31 protein-coding genes and 1 pseudogene are annotated in these 25404 nt (G+C 45.4%); 19 read left to right on the top strand and 13 right to left on the bottom strand.

The window, feature by feature from the left end; all coding sequences use genetic code 11:
• Positions 1–205 precede the first annotated feature (205 nt).
• From IV64_RS01930 to IV64_RS01920, 4 genes and pseudogenes are all read right to left on the bottom strand, one after another.
• A complete protein-coding gene (locus IV64_RS01930) occupies positions 206–877 on the bottom strand; it encodes a Fic family protein (protein ID WP_057705492.1) in 672 nt (223 codons plus the stop codon).
• A gap of 82 nt (positions 878–959) precedes the next feature.
• Positions 960–1277: an AbrB/MazE/SpoVT family DNA-binding domain-containing protein gene (locus IV64_RS01925; RefSeq protein ID WP_057705491.1), complete on the bottom strand. Its 318-nt coding sequence runs from the start codon at positions 1275–1277 to the stop codon at positions 960–962.
• Positions 1278–1315: 38 nt separating this feature from the next.
• Positions 1316–1534, bottom strand: a pseudogene (locus IV64_RS14825) (IS982 family transposase); the annotation flags it as partial.
• Between the two features lie 87 nt (positions 1535–1621).
• Positions 1622–2095, bottom strand: a complete 474-nt coding sequence (locus tag IV64_RS01920; RefSeq protein WP_057705490.1) for a nucleoside 2-deoxyribosyltransferase — start codon at positions 2093–2095, stop codon at positions 1622–1624.
• Positions 2096–2296: 201 nt separating this feature from the next.
• On the opposite strand from IV64_RS01920, the gene IV64_RS01915 reads away from it, so the two are divergent.
• Together IV64_RS01915 and IV64_RS01910 are read left to right on the top strand one after the other, a co-directional pair.
• Positions 2297–2752, top strand: coding sequence for a DUF1836 domain-containing protein (locus tag IV64_RS01915; protein WP_057705489.1), 456 nt, complete (start codon positions 2297–2299; stop codon positions 2750–2752).
• Positions 2753–2778: 26 nt separating this feature from the next.
• The gene (locus IV64_RS01910; protein WP_057705488.1) at positions 2779–3717 is read left to right on the top strand and encodes an alpha/beta hydrolase; all 939 of its coding nucleotides are present in this window, start codon (positions 2779–2781) and stop codon (positions 3715–3717) included.
• 70 nt (positions 3718–3787) lie between these two features.
• Here IV64_RS01910 and IV64_RS01905 read toward each other — a convergent pair whose 3' ends face one another.
• The gene (locus IV64_RS01905) at positions 3788–5005 is read right to left on the bottom strand and encodes an MFS transporter (protein WP_157060977.1); all 1218 of its coding nucleotides are present in this window, start codon (positions 5003–5005) and stop codon (positions 3788–3790) included.
• 146 nt (positions 5006–5151) lie between these two features.
• On the opposite strand from IV64_RS01905, the gene IV64_RS01900 reads away from it, so the two are divergent.
• On the top strand, positions 5152–6519 hold the full coding sequence (locus tag IV64_RS01900; RefSeq protein ID WP_057705486.1) for a cytosine permease: 1368 nt from the start codon (positions 5152–5154) through the stop codon (positions 6517–6519).
• A 51-nt stretch (positions 6520–6570) separates the two neighbouring features.
• The gene (locus tag IV64_RS01895) at positions 6571–6954 is read left to right on the top strand and encodes a DUF1398 family protein (protein WP_057705485.1); all 384 of its coding nucleotides are present in this window, start codon (positions 6571–6573) and stop codon (positions 6952–6954) included.
• 191 nt (positions 6955–7145) lie between these two features.
• Here IV64_RS01895 and IV64_RS01890 read toward each other — a convergent pair whose 3' ends face one another.
• From IV64_RS01890 to IV64_RS01870, 5 genes are all read right to left on the bottom strand, one after another.
• The gene (locus IV64_RS01890) at positions 7146–7919 is read right to left on the bottom strand and encodes a CPBP family intramembrane glutamic endopeptidase (protein ID WP_057705484.1); all 774 of its coding nucleotides are present in this window, start codon (positions 7917–7919) and stop codon (positions 7146–7148) included.
• Positions 7920–8079: 160 nt separating this feature from the next.
• A complete protein-coding gene (locus tag IV64_RS01885) occupies positions 8080–8373 on the bottom strand; it encodes a hypothetical protein (protein WP_057705483.1) in 294 nt (97 codons plus the stop codon).
• Between the two features lie 10 nt (positions 8374–8383).
• Positions 8384–8575 carry a hypothetical protein gene (locus tag IV64_RS01880; RefSeq protein ID WP_057705482.1) on the bottom strand — a complete coding sequence of 64 codons (192 nt, stop codon included), beginning with the start codon at positions 8573–8575 and terminating at the stop codon, positions 8384–8386.
• Positions 8576–8715: 140 nt separating this feature from the next.
• Positions 8716–10158: a DHA2 family efflux MFS transporter permease subunit gene (locus tag IV64_RS01875; RefSeq protein ID WP_057705481.1), complete on the bottom strand. Its 1443-nt coding sequence runs from the start codon at positions 10156–10158 to the stop codon at positions 8716–8718.
• Between the two features lie 115 nt (positions 10159–10273).
• Complete coding sequence (locus tag IV64_RS01870; protein ID WP_057705480.1) at positions 10274–10690, bottom strand: zinc ribbon domain-containing protein; 417 nt, start codon at positions 10688–10690, stop codon at positions 10274–10276.
• 137 nt (positions 10691–10827) lie between these two features.
• Here IV64_RS01870 and IV64_RS01865 point away from each other — a divergent pair, with 137 nt between their 5' ends.
• The 8 genes from IV64_RS01865 to IV64_RS01830 all read left to right on the top strand — a co-directional run bounded on the left by IV64_RS01865 (position 10828) and on the right by IV64_RS01830 (position 19185).
• A complete protein-coding gene (locus tag IV64_RS01865; RefSeq protein WP_057705479.1) occupies positions 10828–11103 on the top strand; it encodes a hypothetical protein in 276 nt (91 codons plus the stop codon).
• Positions 11104–11326: 223 nt separating this feature from the next.
• Positions 11327–11755: a CopY/TcrY family copper transport repressor gene (locus IV64_RS01860; protein WP_057705478.1), complete on the top strand. Its 429-nt coding sequence runs from the start codon at positions 11327–11329 to the stop codon at positions 11753–11755.
• Positions 11756–11948: 193 nt separating this feature from the next.
• Positions 11949–14000, top strand: coding sequence for a heavy metal translocating P-type ATPase (locus tag IV64_RS01855; protein WP_057705517.1), 2052 nt, complete (start codon positions 11949–11951; stop codon positions 13998–14000).
• 647 nt (positions 14001–14647) lie between these two features.
• Positions 14648–15634 (top strand): choloylglycine hydrolase family protein, encoded by a 987-nt coding sequence (locus tag IV64_RS01850; protein WP_057705477.1) that lies wholly within the window; start codon positions 14648–14650, stop codon positions 15632–15634.
• 297 nt (positions 15635–15931) lie between these two features.
• A complete protein-coding gene (locus IV64_RS01845; RefSeq protein WP_057705476.1) occupies positions 15932–16609 on the top strand; it encodes a VIT1/CCC1 transporter family protein in 678 nt (225 codons plus the stop codon).
• A gap of 27 nt (positions 16610–16636) precedes the next feature.
• Positions 16637–17335: a VIT1/CCC1 transporter family protein gene (locus tag IV64_RS01840; protein ID WP_057705475.1), complete on the top strand. Its 699-nt coding sequence runs from the start codon at positions 16637–16639 to the stop codon at positions 17333–17335.
• A 158-nt stretch (positions 17336–17493) separates the two neighbouring features.
• On the top strand, positions 17494–18402 hold the full coding sequence (locus IV64_RS01835; protein ID WP_157060982.1) for a DMT family transporter: 909 nt from the start codon (positions 17494–17496) through the stop codon (positions 18400–18402).
• 135 nt (positions 18403–18537) lie between these two features.
• Positions 18538–19185, top strand: coding sequence for a uracil-DNA glycosylase (locus IV64_RS01830; protein ID WP_237757297.1), 648 nt, complete (start codon positions 18538–18540; stop codon positions 19183–19185).
• Between the two features lie 74 nt (positions 19186–19259).
• On the opposite strand, the gene IV64_RS01825 is transcribed toward IV64_RS01830, so the two are convergent.
• Entirely contained in the window at positions 19260–19718 is a 459-nt protein-coding gene (locus tag IV64_RS01825; protein ID WP_057705474.1) for a GNAT family N-acetyltransferase, read from the bottom strand.
• A gap of 214 nt (positions 19719–19932) precedes the next feature.
• Positions 19933–20571, bottom strand: a complete 639-nt coding sequence (locus IV64_RS01820) for an SDR family oxidoreductase (RefSeq protein ID WP_057705473.1) — start codon at positions 20569–20571, stop codon at positions 19933–19935.
• A 167-nt stretch (positions 20572–20738) separates the two neighbouring features.
• Here IV64_RS01820 and IV64_RS14530 point away from each other — a divergent pair, with 167 nt between their 5' ends.
• The 7 genes from IV64_RS14530 (at position 20739) to IV64_RS01790 (ending at position 24627) form a co-directional block, all read left to right on the top strand.
• Positions 20739–20882, top strand: coding sequence for a hypothetical protein (locus IV64_RS14530; RefSeq protein ID WP_003642964.1), 144 nt, complete (start codon positions 20739–20741; stop codon positions 20880–20882).
• Between the two features lie 139 nt (positions 20883–21021).
• Positions 21022–21360, top strand: a complete 339-nt coding sequence (locus IV64_RS01815; RefSeq protein ID WP_057705472.1) for a hypothetical protein — start codon at positions 21022–21024, stop codon at positions 21358–21360.
• Positions 21361–21459: 99 nt separating this feature from the next.
• Positions 21460–21903, top strand: a complete 444-nt coding sequence (locus IV64_RS01810) for an Hsp20/alpha crystallin family protein (protein WP_057705471.1) — start codon at positions 21460–21462, stop codon at positions 21901–21903.
• A gap of 230 nt (positions 21904–22133) precedes the next feature.
• The gene (locus tag IV64_RS01805; RefSeq protein WP_057705470.1) at positions 22134–22640 is read left to right on the top strand and encodes a putative immunity protein; all 507 of its coding nucleotides are present in this window, start codon (positions 22134–22136) and stop codon (positions 22638–22640) included.
• A 33-nt stretch (positions 22641–22673) separates the two neighbouring features.
• Positions 22674–23042 (top strand): hypothetical protein, encoded by a 369-nt coding sequence (locus tag IV64_RS01800; protein WP_057705469.1) that lies wholly within the window; start codon positions 22674–22676, stop codon positions 23040–23042.
• A gap of 70 nt (positions 23043–23112) precedes the next feature.
• Positions 23113–24213: an A/G-specific adenine glycosylase gene (gene mutY / locus IV64_RS01795; protein WP_057705468.1), complete on the top strand. Its 1101-nt coding sequence runs from the start codon at positions 23113–23115 to the stop codon at positions 24211–24213.
• A gap of 90 nt (positions 24214–24303) precedes the next feature.
• Positions 24304–24627 carry a hypothetical protein gene (locus IV64_RS01790; RefSeq protein WP_057705467.1) on the top strand — a complete coding sequence of 108 codons (324 nt, stop codon included), beginning with the start codon at positions 24304–24306 and terminating at the stop codon, positions 24625–24627.
• Between the two features lie 129 nt (positions 24628–24756).
• Here the strand turns inward: IV64_RS01790 and IV64_RS01785 are convergent, their stop codons facing one another.
• Positions 24757–25395 (bottom strand): DNA-3-methyladenine glycosylase, encoded by a 639-nt coding sequence (locus tag IV64_RS01785; RefSeq protein WP_057705465.1) that lies wholly within the window; start codon positions 25393–25395, stop codon positions 24757–24759.
• Positions 25396–25404 lie beyond the last annotated feature (9 nt).

The raw sequence follows: 25404 nt of genomic DNA, 5'->3' as shown, positions 1-25404 counted from the left end.
AGGCTACTGAAAAAGTAGTTTAATTCTAGAAAGTGCTACCTAAATGTTTTACGCATTTAGGTAGCACTTTCTTTTTGACGTAATGAGGTGTCGAGGTGATTGGGATTCAGCGACTATCCCAAACTCAGAAATAATCGCAATTTTCACGTTAATGCTACTAGCAAGCTAACCGACTTTTGTCCCACTCTAGTCAATGAAGTATCATTTAAAGCTTTAATCCATAAATACAATTCTGATAAAGCCAATCCATTAATTCGTGCGGCTCGTTAGTCGTATAAAAGTGACTAAGTAACGTGTTAAAAGTTGGTAGCTGGTTCTCACTGACATTAAATAGACCAATGCCAGCATTAATTGCTAAGTAATTGACTGTCAAAAATGCCGTTCGTTTGTTTCCATCCCAGTAGAATTGGCTTCGCATCATGGTTAGTAGTAGCTTCAAAAGCTTGTCAGTCATGGATTCAGAGGCAACATCTTTTGGTGATAAAATTTGTTGAATCGTTGTTGTGATTTCCTCAGTACTTAAAATTGGCGGGACGTAGTCGGTTCCATCAATGCTGACGTTTTCGGTGCGAAAGTTGCCGGGATCGAGAGAATCGGCCGCAGCAACTTTCGCATTAATTTTATTGCTGATTTCGATGGTATACGGTTGTGCATTAGCAATGACGAATTGCCAGGCACGTTTTAAAGTAACGATTGTCACGACATCATCAGTTGAAACGCCAGCGACACTCATACCATCAACGATGGTTTGGGTTTGTGGCAAGGTTGTTTGGGTACCTTCAAATTTTGAGTTGTCATAGATTAAATTCACGAGGTTTTTATGTGCAAAAAATTTGGCCTGCTTAATAGTCATTTGATATTTATCTGGATAAGTCATTACTAAAATACTCCCTTGAAGCCTAGTATAGCTAAAAAACAGCCTTAGCTATTTAGCTGAAGACTGTATTAGGATATGTTCGTTAATCGTCGTCATCTTCTTTCATCCAGGCGGCGAAGTTTGGAGATTTTTCAGCATTTACGGTGCCGTCTTTGTTGAATTGGACGACTTCAGTTGGAATGTCTTTCAGAATTTCGTCCCAGGTTAGGCTATCTTCTGGCGCGCTGATTTCGAGCTGGATATTTCCGCTAGCGGTGTCTTGGATAAGCTTAACTTTGTCGCCGTGAGTGAGACCATTCGCTTGTCGAAATTTTGTAGGCAAAGTGATTTGGCCTTTGCTGGTGACTGTTGCTTCGTAAACGACTTTATCATCCTGACTTGATTTGATAGTTTTAGGCATGATGACACCTCCATAATATAGTCCCTTACACTTGGTGCTAGTTGATTTATGGTATCTACTAACAAGCGTTGCTCTAGTCTTGCCTGAAATCCTTTTGCAAAGTGTGCACGATCCTTTTCTGGATTAAAAGGACTAACCCAACGTGAAAATACACGCTCTATTTGACGTCGATCCTGTTTTAATAATCGGTCATTAAGCCCCGTACGATGCATATTACGACGTTTAGGAACCCAAAAGTCAGCTGGCTGAACCTTTAATTAAGGAAGCAGTAGAAGCGGCACTAGCTGGTCATACCCAATTCCACCTGCAACGACGTAACATCGTTCAGCTTTTAGTAAAATCCCTTAAAATACGGGCCGTTTGGCGGGCTTGGAACGTAAGTCGTCACAATCATAAGTGGCGAGTTCTTTTAAGCCGTTTTTGCTGGCGTCGAAGTAGGCCGTTAGTCCTTGTGAAATCATCAGGTTAAGGTCCTTGTCGGCATCAAATTGAACGATCAGGACGGGTGTCTTTTCAGCGACCGCCGCACCGACTTCAAACATGGTGCCAGAATCTGGTTCGTTGGTGGCGCTGGTCATATCAAAATCGAGAATTGCGACCACGATGTCGGCTCTGTGGACCTGGCGCATATCGGAAGCGTAGACGTATTGCTGCCAAGCACGACTACCGAATGGTTCTTCTTCAAATTGATGTTCTTCAGGAATGAAGATACCGTCGGAATTGACGGTGGGGTTGGCTTTTAACGCAGCTTTAACTTGTTCAATGCGTTGTTTTTGCGCGTCGTCAAAAAAAGGAGCTGCTAAATAAACGTTGTTCATGGGAAGTTTCCTTTCTGGACTGCAGTAATTAAGATTGTAACCGTATTTTATCCGAAAAGGGGCTAGGGTTTCAAGTCATCTCATACTTTACTTAAAAATTAAATAGATTATAATTCTACATAACATAATTAATACACTAGTATTCCTTGAATTTGAACTCAGATTAAGGTAAATTAAAGCATGCCTTTGGAGGATTTTAAAATGACTGATCAGAATCAATTAGCAACGTTTCAGCTCGTCCGCTGGAACGATTTACCAACCATGCCACTTTATATCGACCAGTTATTACAGTTGGTCAATCAGATGATGGTGCCGTTAGACTTACCACTGGTGACTAAGACGATGGTCAATAGTTACGTTAAGCAACACCTTTTCAGTCGGCCCGCGGGGCGGCGTTATACCCGTAACCACGTGGTTGCCGTCTTGGTCGTGTCCATTTTAAAAACGGACTTTGCGTTGTCCCAAATTGGGTCAGCAATTTTAGCGATTCGCGATACCCGGCAAGTGAAGCTCAGGTACCAGCAGTTTAGCCACGCATTTGAAGGAGTTTTGCGGGAAAATACGTTGAACCAGCCAGCGGATTCGACGGAACGAACGATTCAACTGGCGGCACGGACGGTCGGTACCCACTTGCTAACACTTCAAACATTAGGCTAAGTTTACATAGAGGGGATTTGAAAGAAATGACAACCCGTAAGAAATGGTTAATTGCGATCGTCGCAGCCTGTACGGTCGTCACACTGGGTGTTGCGGGTGGGAGCTTTTATTTATACCACTTTGCATTTGAACCCACACCTAAAGTTTTGCACCATAGCTCTAAGAAGAGTCATCAAACGCTGCAAAAAAATCAAGCTTGGCTAAAACGAGTCACTAAGCAGACGTGGCACGAAACGTCGGCGACCGATCAGTTAAAGTTGGTCGCGGACTATATCCCGGCATCAACTAAAACCAGCAAGACAATCGTCATCGCACACGGTTACATGGGAAATAAGGAACAGATGGCTAGTTATATTCGGTTGTGGCACCGGCAAGGTTACAATGTGCTGGCACCAGATGATCGGGGTAACGGGCAGAGTGAAGGAAACTACTACGGTTTTGGTTGGCCGGACCGTTTGGACTATGTGAAGTGGACGAAGCAGGTCATTCGTCGTAATGGGACCAATAGTCAAATTGGCTTATTTGGGGTTTCCATGGGTGGTGCCACGGTCATGATGATGAGTGGTGAAAAATTACCATCACAAGTGAAGGCCATTATTGAAGATTGTGGTTATACCAGTGTCAGTGATGAACTGGGGTATGAATTGAAACAGTTATACCATTTACCAAAATTTCCGTTACTTTATACCGCCAGTTGGGTGGCACGGGCTAAGGCCCACTTTAACTTTTTAGAAGCTAGTTCAGTTGCCCAGTTAAAGAAGAACCGGCTACCCATCTTCTTTATTCATGGCGGCAGTGATAAGTTTGTGCCTACGAAGATGGTTTACGAAAATTACCGGGCAACTTCGGTTCCGGATAAGCAACTGTGGGTTGTTCCAAATGCGGCGCACGCGGAATCGATGACCCTGCATCCTGAATTGTACGAAAAAAAGGTTGCAGCGTTCATGGCTAAATATATGCAATAATAATTTAAATAATTAAAATAGCGGATCTTCACCCTGACAGATAAAATCATGATGAAGATCCGCTATTAGATTACGCTTTTTTGGCAAATGGATGGCGCATACTAGGAATAAAAATCAAAACGACAATAAAGTTTAGCAGGAGTGACAAAGCGGTAAAGATGAAGACGCCACTGTAGTCAAACCAGTTTGAGATGACCCCGCCGAGTAGTGAGCCGAGCATACTGCCCATAGCCTGAAAGGATTGGTTCCAACTGAAGATCGTTCCCGTTAAATGTTGGGGCGTATTTTTCGATAACAGGGTTTGCACCGTTGGGAAAAGTGCCCCATCTGAGATCCCAATCATGAAGCGCAGCAAGCCTAATGTCCAAATGCTTGAGACGAATCCTTGTGGGAAATACATCAGAATGGCAAAGACAAACCCAAAGACTAAGATGCGATCAGTCCCACGGGTATCGCCAAGTTGACCTAGGCGCGGGGCGGATAATAACGTTGAGATTCCGGGTAATGCGGCTAAAATACCAGCGACGACGGTGATTGGACCGACGTTGTGCATCAATTGTTGAACGTAGAGACTGATAATTGGGGTGATTGAGTTATTCCCCATTTGAATAATCATGGTTGAAACTAGGAGGGTAATGATTAACGTCGGATTCTTAAACTGGCTCAAGAGACTGCCATTTTTTTGGGCCACGGCCGCTGGATTGGGTTGGTAATGTTCGTGGACCAGTGTCAGACTCAAAACGAAGACGATCAGTAATAAGATCCCAGTAATAATGAACGTAAACCGAATGGAAAAGACTTGTGCTAAAACCCCACCGAGAATTGGGCCAATCAAGTTACCGGAGACGTAACCGGTAGTCAAAATACCAATTGCGGTCCCGCTGTTTTCCTTTGGCGTCTCGGTCGCGATTAAGGCACTAGCGTTGGGGATGTATCCGGCACACAGTCCCGGGAGGAACCGGAGCAAGATGAGAATCCAGACGTTGTGAACGAAGCCCATCAAACCAATGACTACGGCCATCCCTAGTGAAGAACGGAGGAGCATTAATTTACGTCCCCGCCGGTCTGCTAGTTTACCCCACAGCGGTGAAACGATGGCGATCACAAAGAAAGTCACGGCGTACGTTAAGCCGCTGTACATGGTGAGTTGACCCTTAGTGAAATCACCCATTTGACCAACGTATAGCGATAAGAACGGCATGACTTCGGAAAAGCCCATTCCCGCAATAAATGTTCCTAGCCAGAGAACGGCTAAGTTCCGTCGCCAGCCTTCTATTTGCCCTTTCAAACGCGCCACTTCCTTCATCAGTTTAATCTGATTTTATCTTACGGCGAATAAATGGGTTATGCAATGGACGAACGGGGTAAAATCAACTTGACCATTCTCCCTAATGAAAATACAATGGGAAGCATTGTGTAGAGAGGGTGAACGGTGTGCAGCAGGAATCAAAGTATCAAATTGAAGTGGTGGCGCAAAAACACCGTCATATGTCGAATTGGGACATGTTTGCCACGTGGATCGGGGCGAATGCTAATAACGGAACGTGGTACGTTGGTGGCGTGTTAGCTGCCTGTGGTTTACTCACTGCGTTAAAGGTTATCATTGCTTCTTCTACCCTATCTTACTTATGTTTATCGTTAGTTGGATTTATGGGTTATAAGACGGGTGCGGCAACGATGAGTTTGATTCGTGGCGCATTCGGGATTCGCGGCAGTTACGTGCCGTCGTTTGTTAACTTAACGCAGTACGTTGGGTGGACCGCAGTGAACACGTTCATTGCGGCGACATCGGTCAGCTACTTGCTGCACGACCTAGTGGGGTGGCCGGTTTATGGTCATCCCGGTGGTGCCAAGGGGATCATCATCGGAATTATTGTGATGAGCGTCCTGCACCTGCTGAGTGTGTCGGTTGGGCAACGCTCCGTTCAGATGATTGAGCGAATTGGAATTATTTTAGTGATCCTGTTTGTTTTATGGGAAACGGTCGTGGTATTTAAGACCGTTACGATTCATGACATGCTTAATTGGCACGCGCCAGTGCGCTTTCACATGACAGCGGGTGCCGGGATGGACACGTTAGCGGCGTTCAACCTTGCCTGGGTGACCGCTGGGGCCGATTTTACCCGGTTCACGGGTAAACGCTCGGGTGCAACGCGGATGCCGTTCTTAGGAGCGTTTACCGGGGTATTCTGGTTTGCCTTTATTGGACTGGCAGCGACCATCAGTATCGCAATTACTGCCGGAACTTATGATCCAAATAACTCTGACCCAAGTACGATTGCTAGTCGCTTAGGATTAGGGGTGCTGGCGTTATTAGTAATCGTCTTGACGAGTATGACGGCTAACGCAGTTAATTTGCTAGCTGCGGGTTCTGCACTCTCCAATATTTTTCCGAAGATTCGGTTGCGGCCGGCACTGTGGGCCGTAACGATTATAGCGACCCTCGTCACTTTGATTCCATTAGTAATGGGCAGCTTCTTGGCGGCCTTTACGGTTTTTCTTGATTACATCGGGATGGTCCTAGGACCAATGATCAGTGTGATGTTAGTCGATTATTATTGGCGTCATCATCAGCATTACGATGTAAACGAACTGGCTAGTTCTAAGGGTCAATATTGGTATTTTCACGGGTTCAACCTCATCGCTCTGATTTGTTGGGGACTTGGTGTTGGACTCTATATCGCTATTAAGCATATCGCTTTTGTAGCGAACGTCACTGGTGCGACCTTTATTGATATGATCCTAATTGGGCTGATTTACATGGGTCTCATGCGGATTTTCTATCCGTTACCAGCCAAATAAGCTAATTTGGATTACAATGGTGATGTAAGTAAAATTTGAAGGGGTGTCATGATGTTTAAATTAACTGAAATTGATGAAATGCTCAGTGACTTAGGTGACCACGCGGACTTTGCAACGATTGCTAAAAAGGAATCTGACCTTGGTGTTCAACATTTTCAATACGACGTACTGACTGGTTCTACCGCGTACTTCGGTGAAAATGGTTATATCGTTGAACGCCGGACTAACGGCTTAAATACCTCAGTGGCGCGTGAAGAAGACGCGGCCACGGTTGAAAAGGTGGCAACCAGTTATGTTGCCGGCAAATTGAGCTTAGCTGACGCCGTTAAGCAATTAGCTGCGGCGGGTTGCCAAGCATGGACGGCCAACCTGAAACGCCAAATCATTGACTTTAGCGGTGATGAAGGCAAGATCATGGCAGCCATTAAGTATTAATTAACTGCAAAAAGTACCGAGCAACTACCGTCATTACGACTGATGGTTGCTCGGTTTTTTTGTTAGTTAAAGGTTGAAAGACCTGAAGTCGCATTTGAAATGGACTCGTGCGGAAATGGATAAAAATTAGCGTTATAAAACCAAATTTGGCTTTATGGCGCTAATTTTTATCTGTTTAATTTGACTGCCGATTAATCAGCGAATTGCTTGTTGAGGTTAAGGTGACGGGTTTGCCAATAAACAAATCCCGCAACGAGGATAAATAGGATGATAGCAATTGCTGATACTCCCAACGAAATTGTCCGTGGAATAGCTAGGCCGGTGCGATTGTGCGTGTGGTACATGAATGAAGCAATCATGTTTATATCGCTAAGCGCGTGGATCAAAATTGGCCAAATGAGATTTTTGGTTTTGAGATAAACGCCACAAAGTAATAGTCCCGTTATGGCGGCCAGTAGCATTTGTGGCAGGACGTAGCTTAGATTCAGTCCGGTGAGGTTAATGAGGTGCATACTACCAAAGGCTAAACTGTCGAGGATAATGACCAGTAGTGTTCTTCCCGGCAGGGCCTTGGCTAATAGCGGAAGTAAAACCCCGCGGTAGATATATTCTTCCGTAACCCCAATTAATAGGATATAGCCGGCGTAAAAGAAAATCATGGGATTGAAAGTCAGTTGACCTAACTTTAAAACACTAGGAATTTTAGGCACGAGTAAGATGATGATGGCTGGTAAGCAAGCTAGGGCCTGTTTCCAACCGTGCTGGGCGTGCCACCAATTGATGGGCATCTTGAATAGATAGTGGTTAAGGATCCCGATGGCGACCAAGATGACCAAATCTTGAACGATGCCAGAATAAGTGACGGAGACGACTCGGCTAGTGAGCAAAGGAACTAGCAAAAACAATCCCGGAACTAAAATAATTAATAAAATAGCGAACCATGCATTATGGCGCGACTGTGACATGATAACATCCCCCCTAGACTAACTTTAGGTAGTCTTAAACTAAGCTTATCACTAGTTTAAAAATATTGACGGTAATTTTGGAGCATGCAATCCTTTTAGTTGATTAAAAAATATCGGTGCCAGTGACTGAACGAGTCGCTGGTACCGATATTGATTGTAATTAGTATCCTGCCTGGTGATATTGGTGGCTTAACCGGCGTTCGGTGCTAAATAGTGAGAGCGGATTGAGCTTGCGTAATTGGCTGGAATCATAGCGCATGATCAATTGCTCGGGGCTACTAGCGGTGACACTTTGAACGCCATTCAGACCTTGAATGGCCGTCTGAACGGATTGTTGAAGGTCGGGGTGGTTAGGCCAGACCGGTGAAGTCAGTAATACCATGCCGTGTTCGGGATGCTGTAAGCTAATGTGATATTTATCAAGATAGCGTTGAAAAATCTCTTCAGGATTCATTTTGCTCCTCCTATAAGCTGGTCCATAGCGGAATAGCAGTCCAGATGAAGAAGCCGGCTAACCCGGCCATGAGTAGACCGCCAACCAGCCAACTGCTACCGATCCGTTTTTTAACTTGGTGATAATAATAACCAGCTAAGATCCAACAGAGAATGGCGAGGACCATGCTGGTACCGATAATAAGGTCAATCGTTATTTCCATAAACTTTGATACGCCTCCGTTAAGCTTCACTTTGATTGTGGGGGAGAAATCAGAAAAAAGCAATCATTATCGGTGAGAGAAAAGGCTGCTCAGAAATTAAAAATTTCCGAGTAGCCTTTTTCAATCAATCGTTAGTATTTTTAATTGTTATCTACGGGTTGACCAGCTGATTCAGCATCATGAGCTAATGGATCTTCAGCGGGTTCCTTTTGGTTTGTGACCATCATGGATAGGCAGAAACCTAATACGGATAGGGCCAGCGTGAACCAAAAGCCGTAGTGAACGCCGTGGACGAACGCCGTGGCGCCACCGGCATTGCTAGTACTCTGTCCAATACCTAACAGACTGGTTGCAATGGCGGTCGCCAATGCACCTAAAATCTGTTGTAAGGTGTTCAAAATAGTGCTGCCGTCAGCTGCAACGGGTCCGCGCAGCGCGTTTAAACCGTAAGTTTGGGCTGGTGACATTGCTAACGGTGCCCCAATCATTAAAAGGACGTGGGCAAGAACGACGTACCAGTACGCGGTATGGGTCGTGACAAAAATTAACATTAAAGCCCCAACAAAGGTGATTGCAAAACCAATCCGGGTCAGGTATTTGGCGCCGTAATCATCGAATAAGCGACCAGCAGTAGCGGATACGATCGCGTTAACGATCCCACCTGGTAACAGTAAGACCCCGGTTAAAGCGACCGGAACCATCAATCCTTTTTGCCAGTACATGGGTAGGAGGTACATCGAAGACATGATAATCCCAAAGTCAGTCATGACTAAGGCTGTCCCGACACTGAACTTTTTAAAACCAAAGGCACGGAGATTTAAAATAGGCGCGTCTAAGTGTAATTGGCGATAAGCGTAGAAGGCTAAGCAGACGATGCCGACCACGAGTGCACCGATGACAAGTGGGTTACCCCAACCTTTATCTCCGGCTAAACTGGCACCCACAACGAGCCCACCAAAACCAAGTGAAGATAAAATAATCGAAAGAACGTCGACTTTAGGTTTGGTTAACTCAGAAACGTTTTGCATGAAAAAGATCGTAATAATTAAAGCAATCGCTAATAGTGGCACAAATAACCAGAAAATCCATTGCCATGAGAGCGCTCCTAAAATGATACCAGCAAGGGTTGGCCCAATGGCGGGTGCAAACATGATCACTAAGCCAACTAATCCCATGGCGGAGCCCCGTTTTTCGGGTGGGTAGATGGCAAGTAAAACGATAAAAATCAGTGGTAATAATAGGCCAGTGGCAATCCCTTGGATCATCCGACCGATTAAGAGTTGAGCAAAACTACTAGATAACGCTGAAATTACGGCCCCAACCATAAAGTCGCTTAAAGCGAAGATGATGATTTGGCGAGTCGTGAAATGTTTCGTTAGCATACTGGATAGTGGAAGCACGATTCCGACCATTAAGAGGTAGCCAGTGACTAGCCACTGGATGGTCCCAGTATTGACGTGCAATTGTTGTTCTAGTTGGGGGAGGGCAATGTTTAGCGCGGTTTCGCTAAGCATCACGACGAATCCTCCAAGTAATAATCCAATCATAATAAGGGTTGGATTGGTTGATGATTTTGATTTCATGAAAAAAATACGCTCCTTTGTCTGTACAGTAGGCACAATAGGTCACTGTAACAGAAAAAGGCGCGCTTCGTAAGTAATTTCTGAAAAAAGTTTAAAGATTTCTGAAATATAGGCTTTAGGTACGGGCTTCAAACTGGTGCCCACACTTGGGACAAGTCACCCGCACATGACCGTGGTGGCGCGGAATGCGAATGCGTTGATGGCATTCTTCACAACGAAAGAACCGGTAGCGCCAGTGCTGTACGATCTGGTACTTTAACTTAGTCAGTGGGCGAATTAGCGGGAGCCAAATCCGTTCAAATCCGCGGTTGATGGCAACTTGAACATAGATTTTTCTTGAAAATAAGCGCCAGTAATTTAGAACAATCAGTAAAATGGCGATGGGTGTTAGCCAGATTGAACGACTGAAGAGGCTAATCACAATTAAGAGCAACGCCAAATCAGTAAGGAACCGGTTGAGGGTGTCATTTTGGCCATAACGCCCCCGCATAAATTGTTGGACACGTTGAATGAATTTAGAACTAGGTTTCATATATCCCAGGCCTCCGTTTTAAAGTAATGGAATATCCTAACATACATTGACCATTGAAACAATTCACGACAAAAAAGACCGTTAAATCATGATAACGGTGTATACTAATAACTATTCTAACGAGTGGGGGAACCAAAATGGCAGTACATGCAAAAATCACACAAACCCAGGTTTTAGACGCGATTAGTCGAGCCGCGTTAACGCTTGATTTGAAAGACCCCGTACAAACGGGGCTTCAACAACTATTAAATGAATTTCGACGGACTTTATTACAAACCAATGGTCAATCAGCAACGACCGTGTTGTACCAAAGCAAGGTTACGAGCTATCTTTTACAACACCCTGCAGATTACCCGGCGACGGTCGCCACGTTGACGACGTTACTCGGAGAATTTACACATTCAGTCGCCTAATTTTAATAAGGATGTAGATGATTACACATAATAATGTAATCATTTTTGTCTTTTGTTTGATAAATAACCTAATATAAGCAATCAAAGTAAGAATTGAACATTAGTATATTTATATTTTGGAAAATTTGGCTTATGCTTGAGTTAACGATTGGGGAAATTAATTGCTTTTTTGTGTTTACGACTGTAAACTATACTTAAAATACATGGAAAGGTGGCGTAACCGATGGAAACTCAAACCAGAATTGATATCAGTGATGCAGAATGGGAAGTTATGCGGGTCGCTTGGACCTTAGGCAGCGTTACAAGTAGTCAAATGTCTGAAATCATGGCAGATAAGATGGGGTGGAAATCGGCCACCGTTAAAACCTTGTTAGGTCGATTGATCAAAAAAGGCGCGCTCCGGGCAGAAAAGAACGGGCGCGCGTTTACTTATTACCCAACGGTTGAAGAACAGCCGTCGATGGATGAGGCGGTGAATACGCTCTTCAGCCACTTGTGTCAGATGCGGGTCGGTCAGACGCTGACCGACGTGATTAAGAATTTAACGCTCAGTCAGCAAGATATTGCGGAGATGCAACGGGTGTTGGCCGCTAAAGCTGAAGCGGCCCCTGAAGAAGTTGATTGTGATTGCGTCCCGGGTACAAAGTGTTAACCACTAATTTACCTATTAAGATGATTAGTTTATTGAATAATGATGGCACCACGGTTGCAACCCGTGGTGTTTTTTTTCTGCGACCAAAAGGTTCCGAAGGCGAAAGCTTGACATTTTTCGTTTACGGTTGTAAACTTTGACCATGAATTACAAATGTAAACCAAAAAGGCAAAGGGAGGTCATTCAGATGAAAATGGAGAAAACAGACGGCATGACGATGGATGGCATGGATTCGAAAAAGATGGATATGAACATGGATGATATGGACATGGGCAATGGTCAAATGATGCACATGGGCAACCTGAAATTAAAGTTTTGGGTCTCACTAGTACTCACGATTCCAATTATTGTGATGAGTCCAATGATGGGGGTACGGCTACCATTTCAGTTCACGTTCCTGCCGTGGTCCGATTACCTAGTTGCCGTTTTAGGCACGATTCTCTTCGTTTACGGCGGGCAACCATTCTTTAGTGGTGCGAAAGCGGAACTTGCTAACCACAAGCCGGCGATGATGACCTTAATTACCATGGGAATCAGCGTGGCGTATGTCTACAGTATTTACGCGGTGATTGCGAATGATATGTTGCACGTCACGCCAATGGTGACCGACTTCTTCTGGGAACTCGCAACCTTAATCGACATTATGTTATTAGGGCACTGGATCGAAATGAATACCGTGATGAATGCGGGTTCTGCCGTTGATCACTTAGCAAAACTATTACCAAGTACCGCTCATAAAGTTGTGGACGGTGAAGTGCAGGACGTGACGGTTGCCCAGTTAGTTAAGGGTGATCAAGTTCAAGTGCGGGCCGGTGAAAAAATTCCGGCTGACGGTCAAATCGTCAGTGGTGCAACTAGTGTCAATGAAGCGATGGTTACTGGTGAAGCACGGTTAGTTGAAAAGAAAGTCAAAGATCAAGTGGTTGGTGGCTCCGTTAACGGTGAAGGGACCTTTGAAATGACCGTCACTGGGACCGGTGAAGACGGCTACTTGGCACAAGTTATGAAGTTGGTGAGTGATGCGCAAGCCGCAAAGTCCTCACAGGAAAATATGGCCGACCGGGTTGCGGGACTACTCTTCTACGCGGCGTTGACCGTTTCAATCGTTGCGTTTATTACGTGGTTGTTAGTCGGTAATTTGGCCTTGGCACTTTCCATTGCAGTTACGGTACTGGTTATTGCCTGCCCCCACGCTTTGGGATTGGCGATTCCATTAGTTGTTGCACGGAGTACCGCGATTGCGGCCGGCCACGGACTGTTGATTCGTAACCGGGATGCGATGGAACAAGTTAAAAAATTGAACTATGCGTTGATGGATAAAACCGGGACGTTAACGGCGGGTAACTTTAAGGTTGCGGATTATCAAAGTAGCGATGCCGAACTTAAAGCTGACGATGTTTTGAAAATCATGGCTAGCTTGGAAACGGGGTCCAGTCACCCGTTAGCAGTCGGGATTTTAACGGCGGCGAAGGCACACAAGTTGGCGCTAGTTAACGCGGATGATGTTCATCAGATTACCGGGGTCGGTTTGAGTGGTCAAGTGGCTGGTCGGACGTATCAAATCGTTTCCGCAGCCTACCTTGATCGTCAAAAGTTGACCTATGATCAAGCTACCTTTGAACGGCTCGCAAGTGCGGGTAATTCGGTTAGCTACTTGATGGCCGATGACCAAGTCCTCGGCTACGTCGCGCAAGGGGATCAGATTAAGCCAGAATCTAAAAACTTAATTGATAGCCTCAAAGCACAACACATCACACCAGTTATGCTAACCGGGGATAACCCGCAGAGTGCGCAAGTGGTTGCTAAGCAGCTTGGAATTACTGAGGTTCACGCTAGTTTATTGCCAGAAGATAAGGCCAAGCTCGTTAAGCAGTACCAGTCAGATGGCAGTCACGTCATGATGATTGGTGATGGTGTGAACGATGCGCCTAGCTTGGCTCAAGCAGAAGTCGGGGTAGCGATTGGTTCTGGGACCGACGTTGCAATTGATTCTGCGGACGTTGTACTGGTTAAGAGCAACCCGAATGATGTCGTGGACTTCTTGGACTTAGCACGGCAGACCACGCGAAAGATGACCCAAAACCTCTGGTGGGGCGCTGGTTACAACGTCATCACCATCCCATTGGCCGCTGGTATCTTGGCACCGATTGGGTTCCTATTGAACCCAATGGTTGGGGCGGTCGTGATGTCATTGAGTACCATCATCGTGGCAATCAATGCCATGACACTCCGGCTTAAAAATTAAGGTGATGCGACGGAAGGCAACCCCCAATTTTGACTTGCGCCGTACGATGGTGACACCGAATAGTTGAATCAAACCCACAAAGGACTACGATACCGTTTCATGGTTGTCGTAGTCCTTTGTGGGTTTTTGTGGTTGTCAATAATAAACGAACGTTGTAATAGTGGACCGCTCCGGCGGGTAGAATTGGGTGCTATGGGGACGGGCCCAGCCGAAGTACGGTCTGGACCCTCAATTTAAAGCCGATAGCCCACGTCTTTGAATTGCCCCGCAATATCAGACAGCACAAAACGCTATCTGATATTGCCGACACAGCACACCAATCCTACCCGCCTGCGCTAAATATAACTTTTCTATTATTGATGTTCTAAATTTGTTGAATGTTCGGAGGTTGGCGCTGATAGTATCAGTCGTGAAGGTGGCTTTTGACCGCTTCCCAGGCTAGGCTCGGTCCCACGACTGCATGCTATCAGCGCCAGCCGGATTAGTTTATAAGAGTCTGGTCTTTATTTAATGTGATAACTTGAAGACTATAAATAAAACTGATAATGAAAGGCTAAACTGATAAGAGTAAAATAAATTTTGTGAAAACGGTTTTAATTGGGATTAGATGATAAAATAGAGTTACTTAATTCGAGGATGTGAGAGCGATGTGTACAAGTTTAACGTATCAGACAACGATGGGTGATCAATTTTTAGCTCGGACAATGGATTTTGGGTTTGAACTCGAGGGTCGTCCCGTTGCAATTCCACGGGACCATCACTTTACCGGTGCGGTTAACGATGACGGGTTCGATGCACCGTATAGTTTTGTTGGTACTGGTCGTAATTTAAATGGTTACGTGCTGATCGACGGGGTCAATGAATACGGCGTCAGCGCAGCTGCCCTGTACTTCGCGGGCCAGGCTCACTATAATGACCAGCCAACTGAGGGCGCCATTAACCTTGCGCCCCATGACGTACTAATGTGGGTCTTAGGTAACGTGAAGAGTACGGCGGAACTGGGCGAACGCTTGAGTGAAATCAATATCGTCAATGCAGCTGCACCGTTACTTAATATAGTCGTTCCACTACATTGGATCATTAGTGATCGCAGTGGGGCAACCTACGTCTTGGAACCTGAAGAAGACGGTTTACACTACTTAAAGAATCCGGTTGGTGTCATGACGAACACCCCAGATTTTGAATGGCATATGAAAAACTTAAGCAATTACGTTGCGTTACAACCAACGCCACACCCAGATCGCCAATACGGTGACACTACGGTCAAAGCGTTTGGCCCTGGTTCAGGTGCGCTCGGTATGCCGGGTGATTACACGTCCGTCTCTCGGTTTGTGCGGACCGTTTACATGCGTCAGAACACAACTGCGGTAGATACCGATGCAGAGGCGGTCAACGCGTTATCACACATGTTAAACTCGGTCGAAATTCCTAAGGGTGTCAAGATCAAGGCGGATGGTAGTGCGGATTATACCCAGTACCGTGCTTACATGAGTATGGATGAACCTGCATTTTACATCCAACCTTATGGGGACCAAACGATTACGCGGGTGGCACTAACGGATGATTTGATGAAAGCAGATCATCCGACAGAATATGCTTTAAGTGAGACGCAGCAGTTCAACGCCGTTAACTAAAGCTTTCAAAATGGGACCATTCCACTTAGCTGTGACTGGTCACTTAATAAACGATGCTTCAGGAAGCGTGTAACTTTCGAAGCATCGTTTTTTAGTGCGTTTTATGACTGAATTTACTGATGATTCAATTTGCCATGACTAACATTAAGGTTAAATTGATGTTACACTAGCTTATGGTTTAGGTGAGCATAACTTTAATTGTCAACGAATTAAAACGAGGACTTGCATTTATTTTCGAAAAGATATAATATCTACTAAGTAATAATGATTATAAAGTAGACGAAGGGGCATCGCCATATGAAAAAGAAAATGACTTTAGCGCAGCGGGTTAATGTTTTACGTGCCAGTGTTATGGGCGCGAATGATGGTATTTTATCCGTTGCCGGAATTGTTGTGGGGGTCGCTGGGGCGACTACGAATAGTTTTTCAATTTTAATTTCCGGGTTAGCGGGCATGTTGGCCGGAACGATTTCAATGGCAATGGGCGAGTATGTCTCCGTTAATACGCAAAAAGATTCGCAAAAAATGGCGATTGCGCATCAGAAACAGGCGCTGGCTGAAAACTATGAGGGGGAATCCGACTGGGTCGCTCAAAAATACGTCGATCAAGGCATCAGTGAACCGTTGGCGCGTAAAGCAACGCGTGAAATGATGAATGAGGATGCGTTAGTCACGACGGTCCGTGAGCATTATGGCTTTAATCCGAGCGAATTTATCAGTCCATACGCGGCGGGGATTGCGTCCATGATTTCGTTTCCGACCGGGTCGATTTTACCACTGGTCTCAATTACCTTCTTCCCACCCCAAATTAAAGTGGTTGCAACGGTCATTTCAGTGGCCATCGCATTAGCAATTACCGGGTACGTCGCAGCTATTTTGGGGAATGCGAACCGGCGTCACGGGATTTTTCGTAACGTTGTTTCCGGGCTGTTGACGATGCTGGTCACGTATTTTATTGGCCACTTATTTGCCTGAGTAAATTAGGTCAAGGGGAGCGAAGATATGCAGATTTCAAAAGTAAAACCTAAAAAAGCTAAACAGACGATGGATGAAAAGCTGAATTCATTGCGGGCCGGCGTCCTTGGTTCCAACGATGGTATTCTGACCGTTGTCGGTGTGTTATTCAGTGTTGCAGCGGCGACGACCAACCAGTTTACGATCTTCATTGCTGGTCTATCCGACTTGTTAGCCTGCGCCTTTTCAATGGCATCCGGGGAGTACGCTTCAGTTAGCACCCAAAAGGATACCGAAAAGGCGGTCGTTGAACGAGAACGTCAGCTACTTAAGACGGACTACGCCAGTGAATTAGCGGCGGTTAAGCGGCACTACATGGTACTTGGTGTGACGGAAGAGACGTCGTTAGAAATTGCGAAGGACTTGTTATCCAAGAAGCCGTTGGAAACGGTGGTCAGTGTGAAGTACGACATGGAATTAGGCCACTATATGAACCCTTGGGATGCCGCGTTTGCCTCACTATTTTCAGCGTCGGCTGGTGGTGTCTTTCCGTTAGTTGCGATGACGTTTGCTCCCACTGGTTTTCAGTGGCCAGCGACAATTATTGCAGTGTCGGTTGCGGTTGCGTTGACCGGTTATTTATCCGCACTATTGGGTAAAGGAAACGTGAAAACGGCGGTTATTCGGAACGTGATTGTTGGTATTATTACGATGTTTATTCACTTTTATGTCGGTAAATTATTCTAGAAATAAATATCAATTTTCTAATGAAAATGTTGGTGCCAAATGCTGGTGATGACGTTTTTTTTATATGTAAAATTAGCATGGAATTATCAGTGAGTTTTAATTATGCCCCGGTATAATGTTGCCATCAATTAAATTGGGGTAATGAAGATTTGAAAAATATCACAACTAGCCGCTACATGAAGGGCATTATGTGGGCCATGTTGGCTTCAACGTTATGGGGAATTTCAGGTACGGTGATGCAGTTTGTCTCTCAAAACCAAGCAATTCCGGCCGACTGGTTTTTATCCGTGCGGACATTGTCTGCTGGGGTGATCCTGCTAGCAATTGGGTTCTTTCAGCAGGGAACGAAGATTTTTAACGTATTTAAATCCTGGGCGTCCGTGGGCCAATTAGTCGCATACGCAACCGTGGGCTTAATGGCGAATATGTATACGTTCTACATTAGTATTGAAAGGGGAACTGCGGCGGCAGCGACGATCTTGCAATACTTAAGTCCATTGTTCATCGTTCTAGGAACGCTGGTCTTTAAGCGTGAGTTGCCAATGCGCACAGACTTAGTTGCATTCGGAATCTCATTATTAGGGGTCTTTCTAGCCATTACGAAGGGAAATATTCATGAATTAGCAATTCCGATGGATGCGCTAGTTTGGGGAATCCTTTCCGGGGTCACCGCTGCGTTGTACGTCGTGTTACCACGGCACATTGTGGCTGAAAACTCGCCAGTAGTAGTCCTAGGTTGGGGAACACTGATTGCGGGTATTCTGTTTAACTTATATCACCCGGTTTGGGTTGGAGCACCGAAGATAACACCAACTTTGGTGATCTCAATTGGTGCAATCGTGTTAATCGGGACCATCTTTGCGTTCGGTTCCCTGCTACACAGCTTGCAATACGCGCCTTCCGCGGTGGTCAGCATTGTGGATGCGGTTCAACCCGTCGTAACGTTTATCCTTAGCATTATTTTCTTGGGGTTAACGGTGTCATGGGTCGAAATTTTAGGTTCCGTTCTGGTCATCATTGCAATTTACGTTTTGCAACGTTTCCGGAGTGATCCTGAGAGTGTTTAAATCCATTTTAAAAAGAATTAGCGACACTGTGGAAAATTTCTTCACAGTGTTTTTTGTTTGCAATGGATTGAATAAGTACATTGTTATTGCTTTCCACGATTCTTTGCTAGAATCTAGAATGATGGTAAGTATTGAATGGAGATGGAAAAGTTGGCAACGTTATTGACAGCAAAACAGCAAGCTCAAGGCCGCGCACTACTAACGCAATTTGATCATTTGGAAGGCTTTGTTCCTGGTGAAGGAAGTTTGACGCCCACGCTGGTAATGGTTTCAGAAGCGCCGGGAAGAACTGAAGCTCAGGTGGGCCACCCGTTTCAAGGACCGGCTGGAACGGAATTGAATCGGTGGTTAAGCCAGCTCAATTTAACCCGTGATCAGATTTACTTAACTGGGGCTGTCCGTTCACGGCCTTATTCAATTGGTCAAACGGGAAAGAAACGCGATCGGCGGCCCACCCGTATGGAAGTAGAAGCAAGTGCTCCATTACTGGATGCTGAATTGGCGGCGTTGCGTGGTTCAATCATCGTCCCGCTTGGAAATACGGGACTTCAGCGGTTGCTAGGGAACAAGTATAAGATCAGTGCCGTGCATGGTCAGTTGCTGACGCTGCCGATTCGGTATTGGGATGCGGCTCAGCAGCGTTTTGATTTAACAGCGACCAACTACACGTTATTTCCGCTTTATCATCCGTCGTATTCGAAGCGCTTTAAGAAGTATCAACCAGTTGTTGATCAGGATTTACGGCAACTGGCAGCGTATTTACTAAAGCAACAATCAGATTAAGAAATAGGAAATGGCTAACTAGGCTGATAATTGATCAGTTTAGTTAGCCATTAAGTTTAATGATGAGTTGAGCGCTACGCTAACACCAACTGACGTGCGGGTGCTTGCATCTTGATGACCTCGGCGCCGAGGTCAATATAAGGGTCCCCGGCGGCGGTTAGCCCAAATTTTTCGTAAAATTTCTGAACGTGCGTCTGCGCGTCAATTTCAATCGTGGCGTCGTGATAATGGACTTTTAAGATTGCCATGACGTGGTTCATTAACTTCTTGCCGAGACCGGTCCCGCGATAACGACTGTCAGTCGTGATGCGACCGAAGAAAACGACACCATCGTGCTCGTAAATGCGGGCGTAAGCGACGAGTTTTCCCTGATCGTAAGCAAAAATGTGTCGGGCATCAAAGTCAGCGTCGTCGGGGTCTTGGCAGGAACGGGCCTGTTCTTTGACGAACGTTTTGGCGCGGAGCTGATAAATATCGTGTAGTTGCGTGGTCGTTAGACCGTTAAATTTCTTTACGTACCATTTTAAGTTCAAAGCAAAATCCTCCTTGAAAACTGGGCTAAAATATCCCGGTCATTTTCAAATTGAGTCTACAATTTAACACCGTGATTTTGGAGCGTCAACCCGAAAGGTCCACGAATTTAAAACCTTGATTTAATAGGACTAAAAATGAAAACGCCATTAAAAAAGCGGCCCTGATTTTAGTCAGTAAGCCGCTTTAAACAAATTTATTTATATGAGAATCGTTTTAATACCAAGCAGGCTTGTCGCCGTCGGTATTAGGTTTGTTAACCCCGAGTGAAGTCCGAACACTGTCAGTTGGTGTCTTAGCAAGCTTAACAACTAACGCCGCAATACTCTTCCGTGAAACTTCGGTACCCTTGAAAGGTTCGCCCTTTTGGGTCGTTTCGTAGTCGATTTCATCGTGGTTGGTCAGCCAAGCGGGACGAATAATTGTGTAATCCAAATCGGAATCTTCGAGGACCTTGGCAGCATCGAAGTAACGGGTGAGGTAACTTCCAAGGGTCGCATTGTTCCATTCCCCAAACTTGCCGGGAACTTCATTGTAAATCCCTAAAGTTGAAATCCAAATGATCCGCTTCAGATTCGTGGCGTGCATGGCGTTAACGACGGTTTCGGCCTGGACCTTAATGTTTTGACCAGCGAGGTTAGCGTAAACAACGTCTTGTCCCACCATAGCTTTGGTCAACTTTGCTTGATCCGTGACGTCGCCATCAATAATGGTGACCCGGTCAGATTTGAGGTCGCTAACGCGTTGCGCGTTGCGTAAGTAAAGTGTGAGTTCAAAATCGTCATCTGCTAAAAATTGTTGTTCGGCTAAACGGGCGATTTGACCCGCAGCACCTAAAATTAATACTTTTTTCATCTTTGATCCCTCCTGAACATCTTAACTGTAAATCTAATAATTACAGAATGCAAGCAAGGGGTTTCAAAAAATTAATGCAAATTTGTGCCACTTTTTGAAATTAGACCTATAATAGGGATTGTAACGAAGAATGTCTTCGCTACCCCAAGATAAAAGAGGCGATAATCATGGCACAAAAGCTTAGCAAGGAACAAAAAAAGGCTATGATTCAAAAAGCTGAAGAAGAACGTGCAAAGCACCCAAAGAAGAAGAGCGGCGTTTCCGGTTTTGAAACGATCGACGAAGATGCTAAGAAATTATCCAATAACTAATTTCGAACACACTTTTAAAGCGAGACTAACTGTCGGTGACGATGGCTAGTCTTTTTTGTTTACACTAGTTTTGCTGGGCTATTTTTGATTTTGACAGCGCTTGCAGTATAATAATGATAAATCGATGGGGGTGGTATCGATGGATCAATTTACAACCTTTATTGCTCAGCTAGATCAGGTTCTGGCAGCGCAGCCGGCGACAACGCACGAAGTCGTGTACGTCCCGGTTACCTTTAGTTTTGCTAGTCACCGACTACACGTGGAGATTAAGATGTTACAAACCTCGTTTAATCAGGGTGACAACGCGTTTGGGGTAGCTGATATTTTGGACCGTATTCGGATGTTAATTGGGCTGGAACTCGCTGATCGGCCCCATGATCAGTGGCCACTGACAACAACGACGAAGAATCGAACCATTACGCCTTACAAGGTCGTGCGGGTCATTCCCGTAGATATGGAAGCGTACCGTGTCGAATAGAAGTCGATTTAGCACTCGACTATATTTAGTGCTAAATCGTTGCATTTAGTTATCAAGCGACTATCATAAAGATGTAATAAGTTGAAAGGGTGATTGCACATGGCTAATGATATGATGAATTGGCACAATGATTTATTTGATCGTTTTAACGATTTAACAAAGATGGATGACCTGGTCAATGGGTTGGGGCGTTCCTTCATGAATGTGACAAGCAATGGCTCGGTATTAAAAACCGATATTAAAGAGAATGACGAACAGTATACGATGAAAGTCGACGTTCCCGGAATCGATAAGAAGGACATCGCTTTGAAATACCGTGACGGCACGTTATCGATTGCGGTTAAGCGTGATAGCATTAGTGATGAAAGTGATCACGACGGTAATATTATCGCGAGTGAACGTCAATCCGGTCGCTTTGGGCGTCAGTACTCATTACCAGATGTCGATGTTGACAAGATTGAAGCACGGTATGAACACGGGGTTTTGTCATTGACCTTGCCAAAGAAAGCCGCTGCGGATACGCACCACATTGAAATTCAATAGTGTTTGTTAGGGCCGGCAATTGGGTGCGAGGCACCTGGTTACCGACCTTTTTATACCCTAAGTAGTAAAGAATCAGATACAAAAAAATTACAGAAATTTACAAGTTTTGATGGCGCAAAGTTTGGCGATTTCTGTTACAATCTGTAGTTACCAGCACATAATTAGCTGGACGGGCTCGAAAGAGTGAGTCCGGATCGTTGTAGGATTTATGAAGAAAGTAGGAATGCGTGATGACGGAAGGTTTTAGACCGAGTCACCCTAAAGTATCGATTGACGATGACCCTGGAATACGGGCCCAAATCGAAGCCTTGACGGGTGAACTCTCACAACAGCAGTTGGCAAAATGGGCGTTGATTATCGCTAAAAAAGCATTATATTACGTGGATGATCAGCAACGTTATGATCGGCAACTTCGGTTAGCCATCGATGCCAATGAACTATGGCAAGTTAATTTGGTTAGTGTTTATCAGGTACGGCAAGCCTTGGCTAGAGTATCGGCGTTGAACTCAAACAGTACGAGTTCGATCGGTGCGGCGGCCATTGATTGCATTCGCTGGGCGGTTGCGTCGGCAGATGCGGACGAAAACGCACTGCGGGCCTCCGATCAGGCGGTTAAACTGATTAACCTAACGAAGCCCAATGATGCGGCGGCTATCACTGCTGAACGGCAGTGGCAGTATGACCAGTTGGCTGGGTTAGCCCAGAACATTCAACAGGGTCTGCGGCATATGTTATAATTCTCACAGATACAAGTTAGGTGGGGATTTTACATGGCAGAAGATGGACATGCAAAAGCTAAAGTGGAGTTACTACGTCAGTACCAAGAAATTGTTTCGAAGTATTTAAACAATATTACGGAAACGGTAGATGTTGGGGCGCATTTTAAATTAAAAAACGAGCCAGGATTTAACTACTTTGTTGATTACTTATTCTTAGCGAACGTTTGTTATCAAGCAAGTTTAGATATTTTAAATAATGAAGATCAAAAGTACCCTGAAACGAATGACCGTTTAGCGACAGTCATCTTAAAGTATCCAGAATACTTGACGTTAGCAGTTTTTAACGCTGATTTTCAAGATGAAAGCGTGATTGACCATTACGAAAAAACGTTGGTCGATCTTGCGGGTACCTTAGATTAAGTCACTGAAACAATTGACGCCACGGACTCCAATTGGAGTTGCGTGGCGTTTTTAGAAGGAGAATTTTTAAATGATAGAATGGAACGCCGCCACGATTAAAGATTTTCAACACACGCTTTTGGACTGGTATGACCAGGAAGGGCGGGACTTGCCGTGGCGTCACGACCACGAACCTTACCACGTCTGGGTCTCCGAAATTATGTTGCAACAGACCCAGGTTCAAACGGTAATCCCGTATTACGAGCGTTTCATGGATTGGTTTCCGACAGTGGCTGACTTGGCGAATGCGCCAGAAGCGCGCCTTTTAAAGGCGTGGGAAGGGTTGGGCTACTATTCCCGGGTACGTAATATGCAACGCTGTGCGCAACAGCTACTTGCCGATTACGATGGGCAGTGGCCCCAGACTGCTGCGGGTTTAGAAGCCCTCGTGGGAATTGGGCCGTATACGGCTGGGGCAATTGCCAGCATCGCGTTCAATCAGCCGGTCCCGGCCGTTGATGGAAATGCCTACCGGGTCTTTAGCCGCCTGTTAAAAATCGACGATGACATTGCTAAGCCGCAGACCCGCCAAGTTTTTGAGCAGGCTATTACCCGAATTATGCCCCATGATCGTCCCGGTGATTTCAACCAAGCCATTATGGATCTCGGGTCCAGCTATATGACGGCGCGACAACCGGATACGGCCCATTCACCGGTCAAACGTTTTAACCAAGCTTACCTAGATGGTCAGGAATTGGCGTATCCAGTCAAAACTAAAAAGCCACGGCCAAAACCAGTGGCGTACGTTGCGGTTTTGGCACAAATGGGTGATCAGTGGTTGATGGTCCAGCGGCCAAGTACCGGGATGCTAGGAAATTTATGGACGGTTCCGTTGATTAAAGTGGATGAGCTGGATTTGGAAGAGGATGCGTCAACCGCTGATTTGTTGGCTGCCGTGACGGCCTATTTCAAGCGGGAGTACCGACTAATACTTACCGCAAAGATGCTGAAGTTGCGGCCGGTCACCCACACGTTTACCCATCAAAAGTGGACGATCCAACTGATTGGTGGACAAGTGCAACCAGCCGACCTTGCTTATTTTGCCGGAAAAGGTGTTTTACTCGCCGAATTGGACCAGCTGCCGATGCCTAAAGTCCAAGAAAAAATTTTTAATCGGGCGAACGTTCACTAGACAGGTTAACCGGTAGCATTTAGCCTGCCTGCTTGTAAACGGTGTGGTAAAATATAGCAAACTTAAGAAATTAACGGAGGACGGATTGAAATGTTAAACATATTTGACATTGTAAAGCTAACCAAAATCGATCATAAGGAAATTGATAGTAACCAGATCGTCGTGACGGACGGCAATGGTAAGCCCAACGCAATCTTAACGGAACTACTCAATGACGTGGTCAGCAACATGCGTATCTTCGTTGATATGAATGAAGTGTACTCCGTTGATGACTTGATGCGCGAATTGAGTGAACACACGCCGCTTCCATCAGATGTTTTGGAAGAATACGAAAAGGTCTTACGCGAACCGATTTATAATATCAACTTTGTGCCTAAACGGGGCCAAGTTGAAGTCATTGTCGGTGAGGGCTAGTTCCCACAGTTTGTTTACGAACGGCTAGGACGACTGAATTTTAATACTTAAATAAAATGAAAACCGCTTCTCAGGAATTTTAAGATTTCTTAGAAGCGGTTTGTTTTTCTTAGACGTAATAATCGCTAGTTAGGCTTGCCACCCGTGATCTTCGCGCCAATCGCGTTTGCGACTATCACTGATATAAGGATTACCAGCCACGATGAACCGAAGGGGGAGTTGCCCGCTAGCCGCGTTAGGGTTAACGCCGACGCGAGGAACGGCCTGAATGTGACCAGGCTCACGGGACTCCGCAAGGCTAATTGAGAATGGACTGTCGTCAATTAAACGGAGATTATCTTTTTGATCAGTGATTCCCAGTGCCTGGGCTAATTTTCCGGGGCCGTTTGTGATTTGCACCCCACTCTTTCCACGGTTCACAAGCATCTGGTCTATGTCGTGAGTAGGCTCGAGTGCCCGAATTAAAACTCCTTCAGGGACGCCTTTTGGTTGGGTGACAATGTCGAACAGGAGGTTAGCTCGCAATTGGTATATGTAAAGCGTACCAGCTTCATGGTAGAGGGGCTCGGTGAATTTACTGCGCCGACCGTTGTACGCGTGTGCCGCAGTATCATGAGTGCCCAGATAAGCTTCGGTCTCAACGATGCGTCCGCCAGTCAAATTGTTGCCAGTGCGATATAATAAAGTTGTACCCAAGAGGGTTTTAGCAATTTCAGTAGTGGGACGGCCGTTAAAGAAGTCGGCCGTTGCAAATGATGGTGTTGTCAAAATAGATTC

The sequence above is a fragment of the Lactiplantibacillus xiangfangensis genome, assembly GCF_001438845.1.
Classification (GTDB): Bacteria; Bacillota; Bacilli; order Lactobacillales; family Lactobacillaceae; genus Lactiplantibacillus; species Lactiplantibacillus xiangfangensis.
The sequence above is the reverse complement of the archived record's forward strand: the minus strand, read 5'-3'. Positions and strand labels throughout refer to the sequence as shown.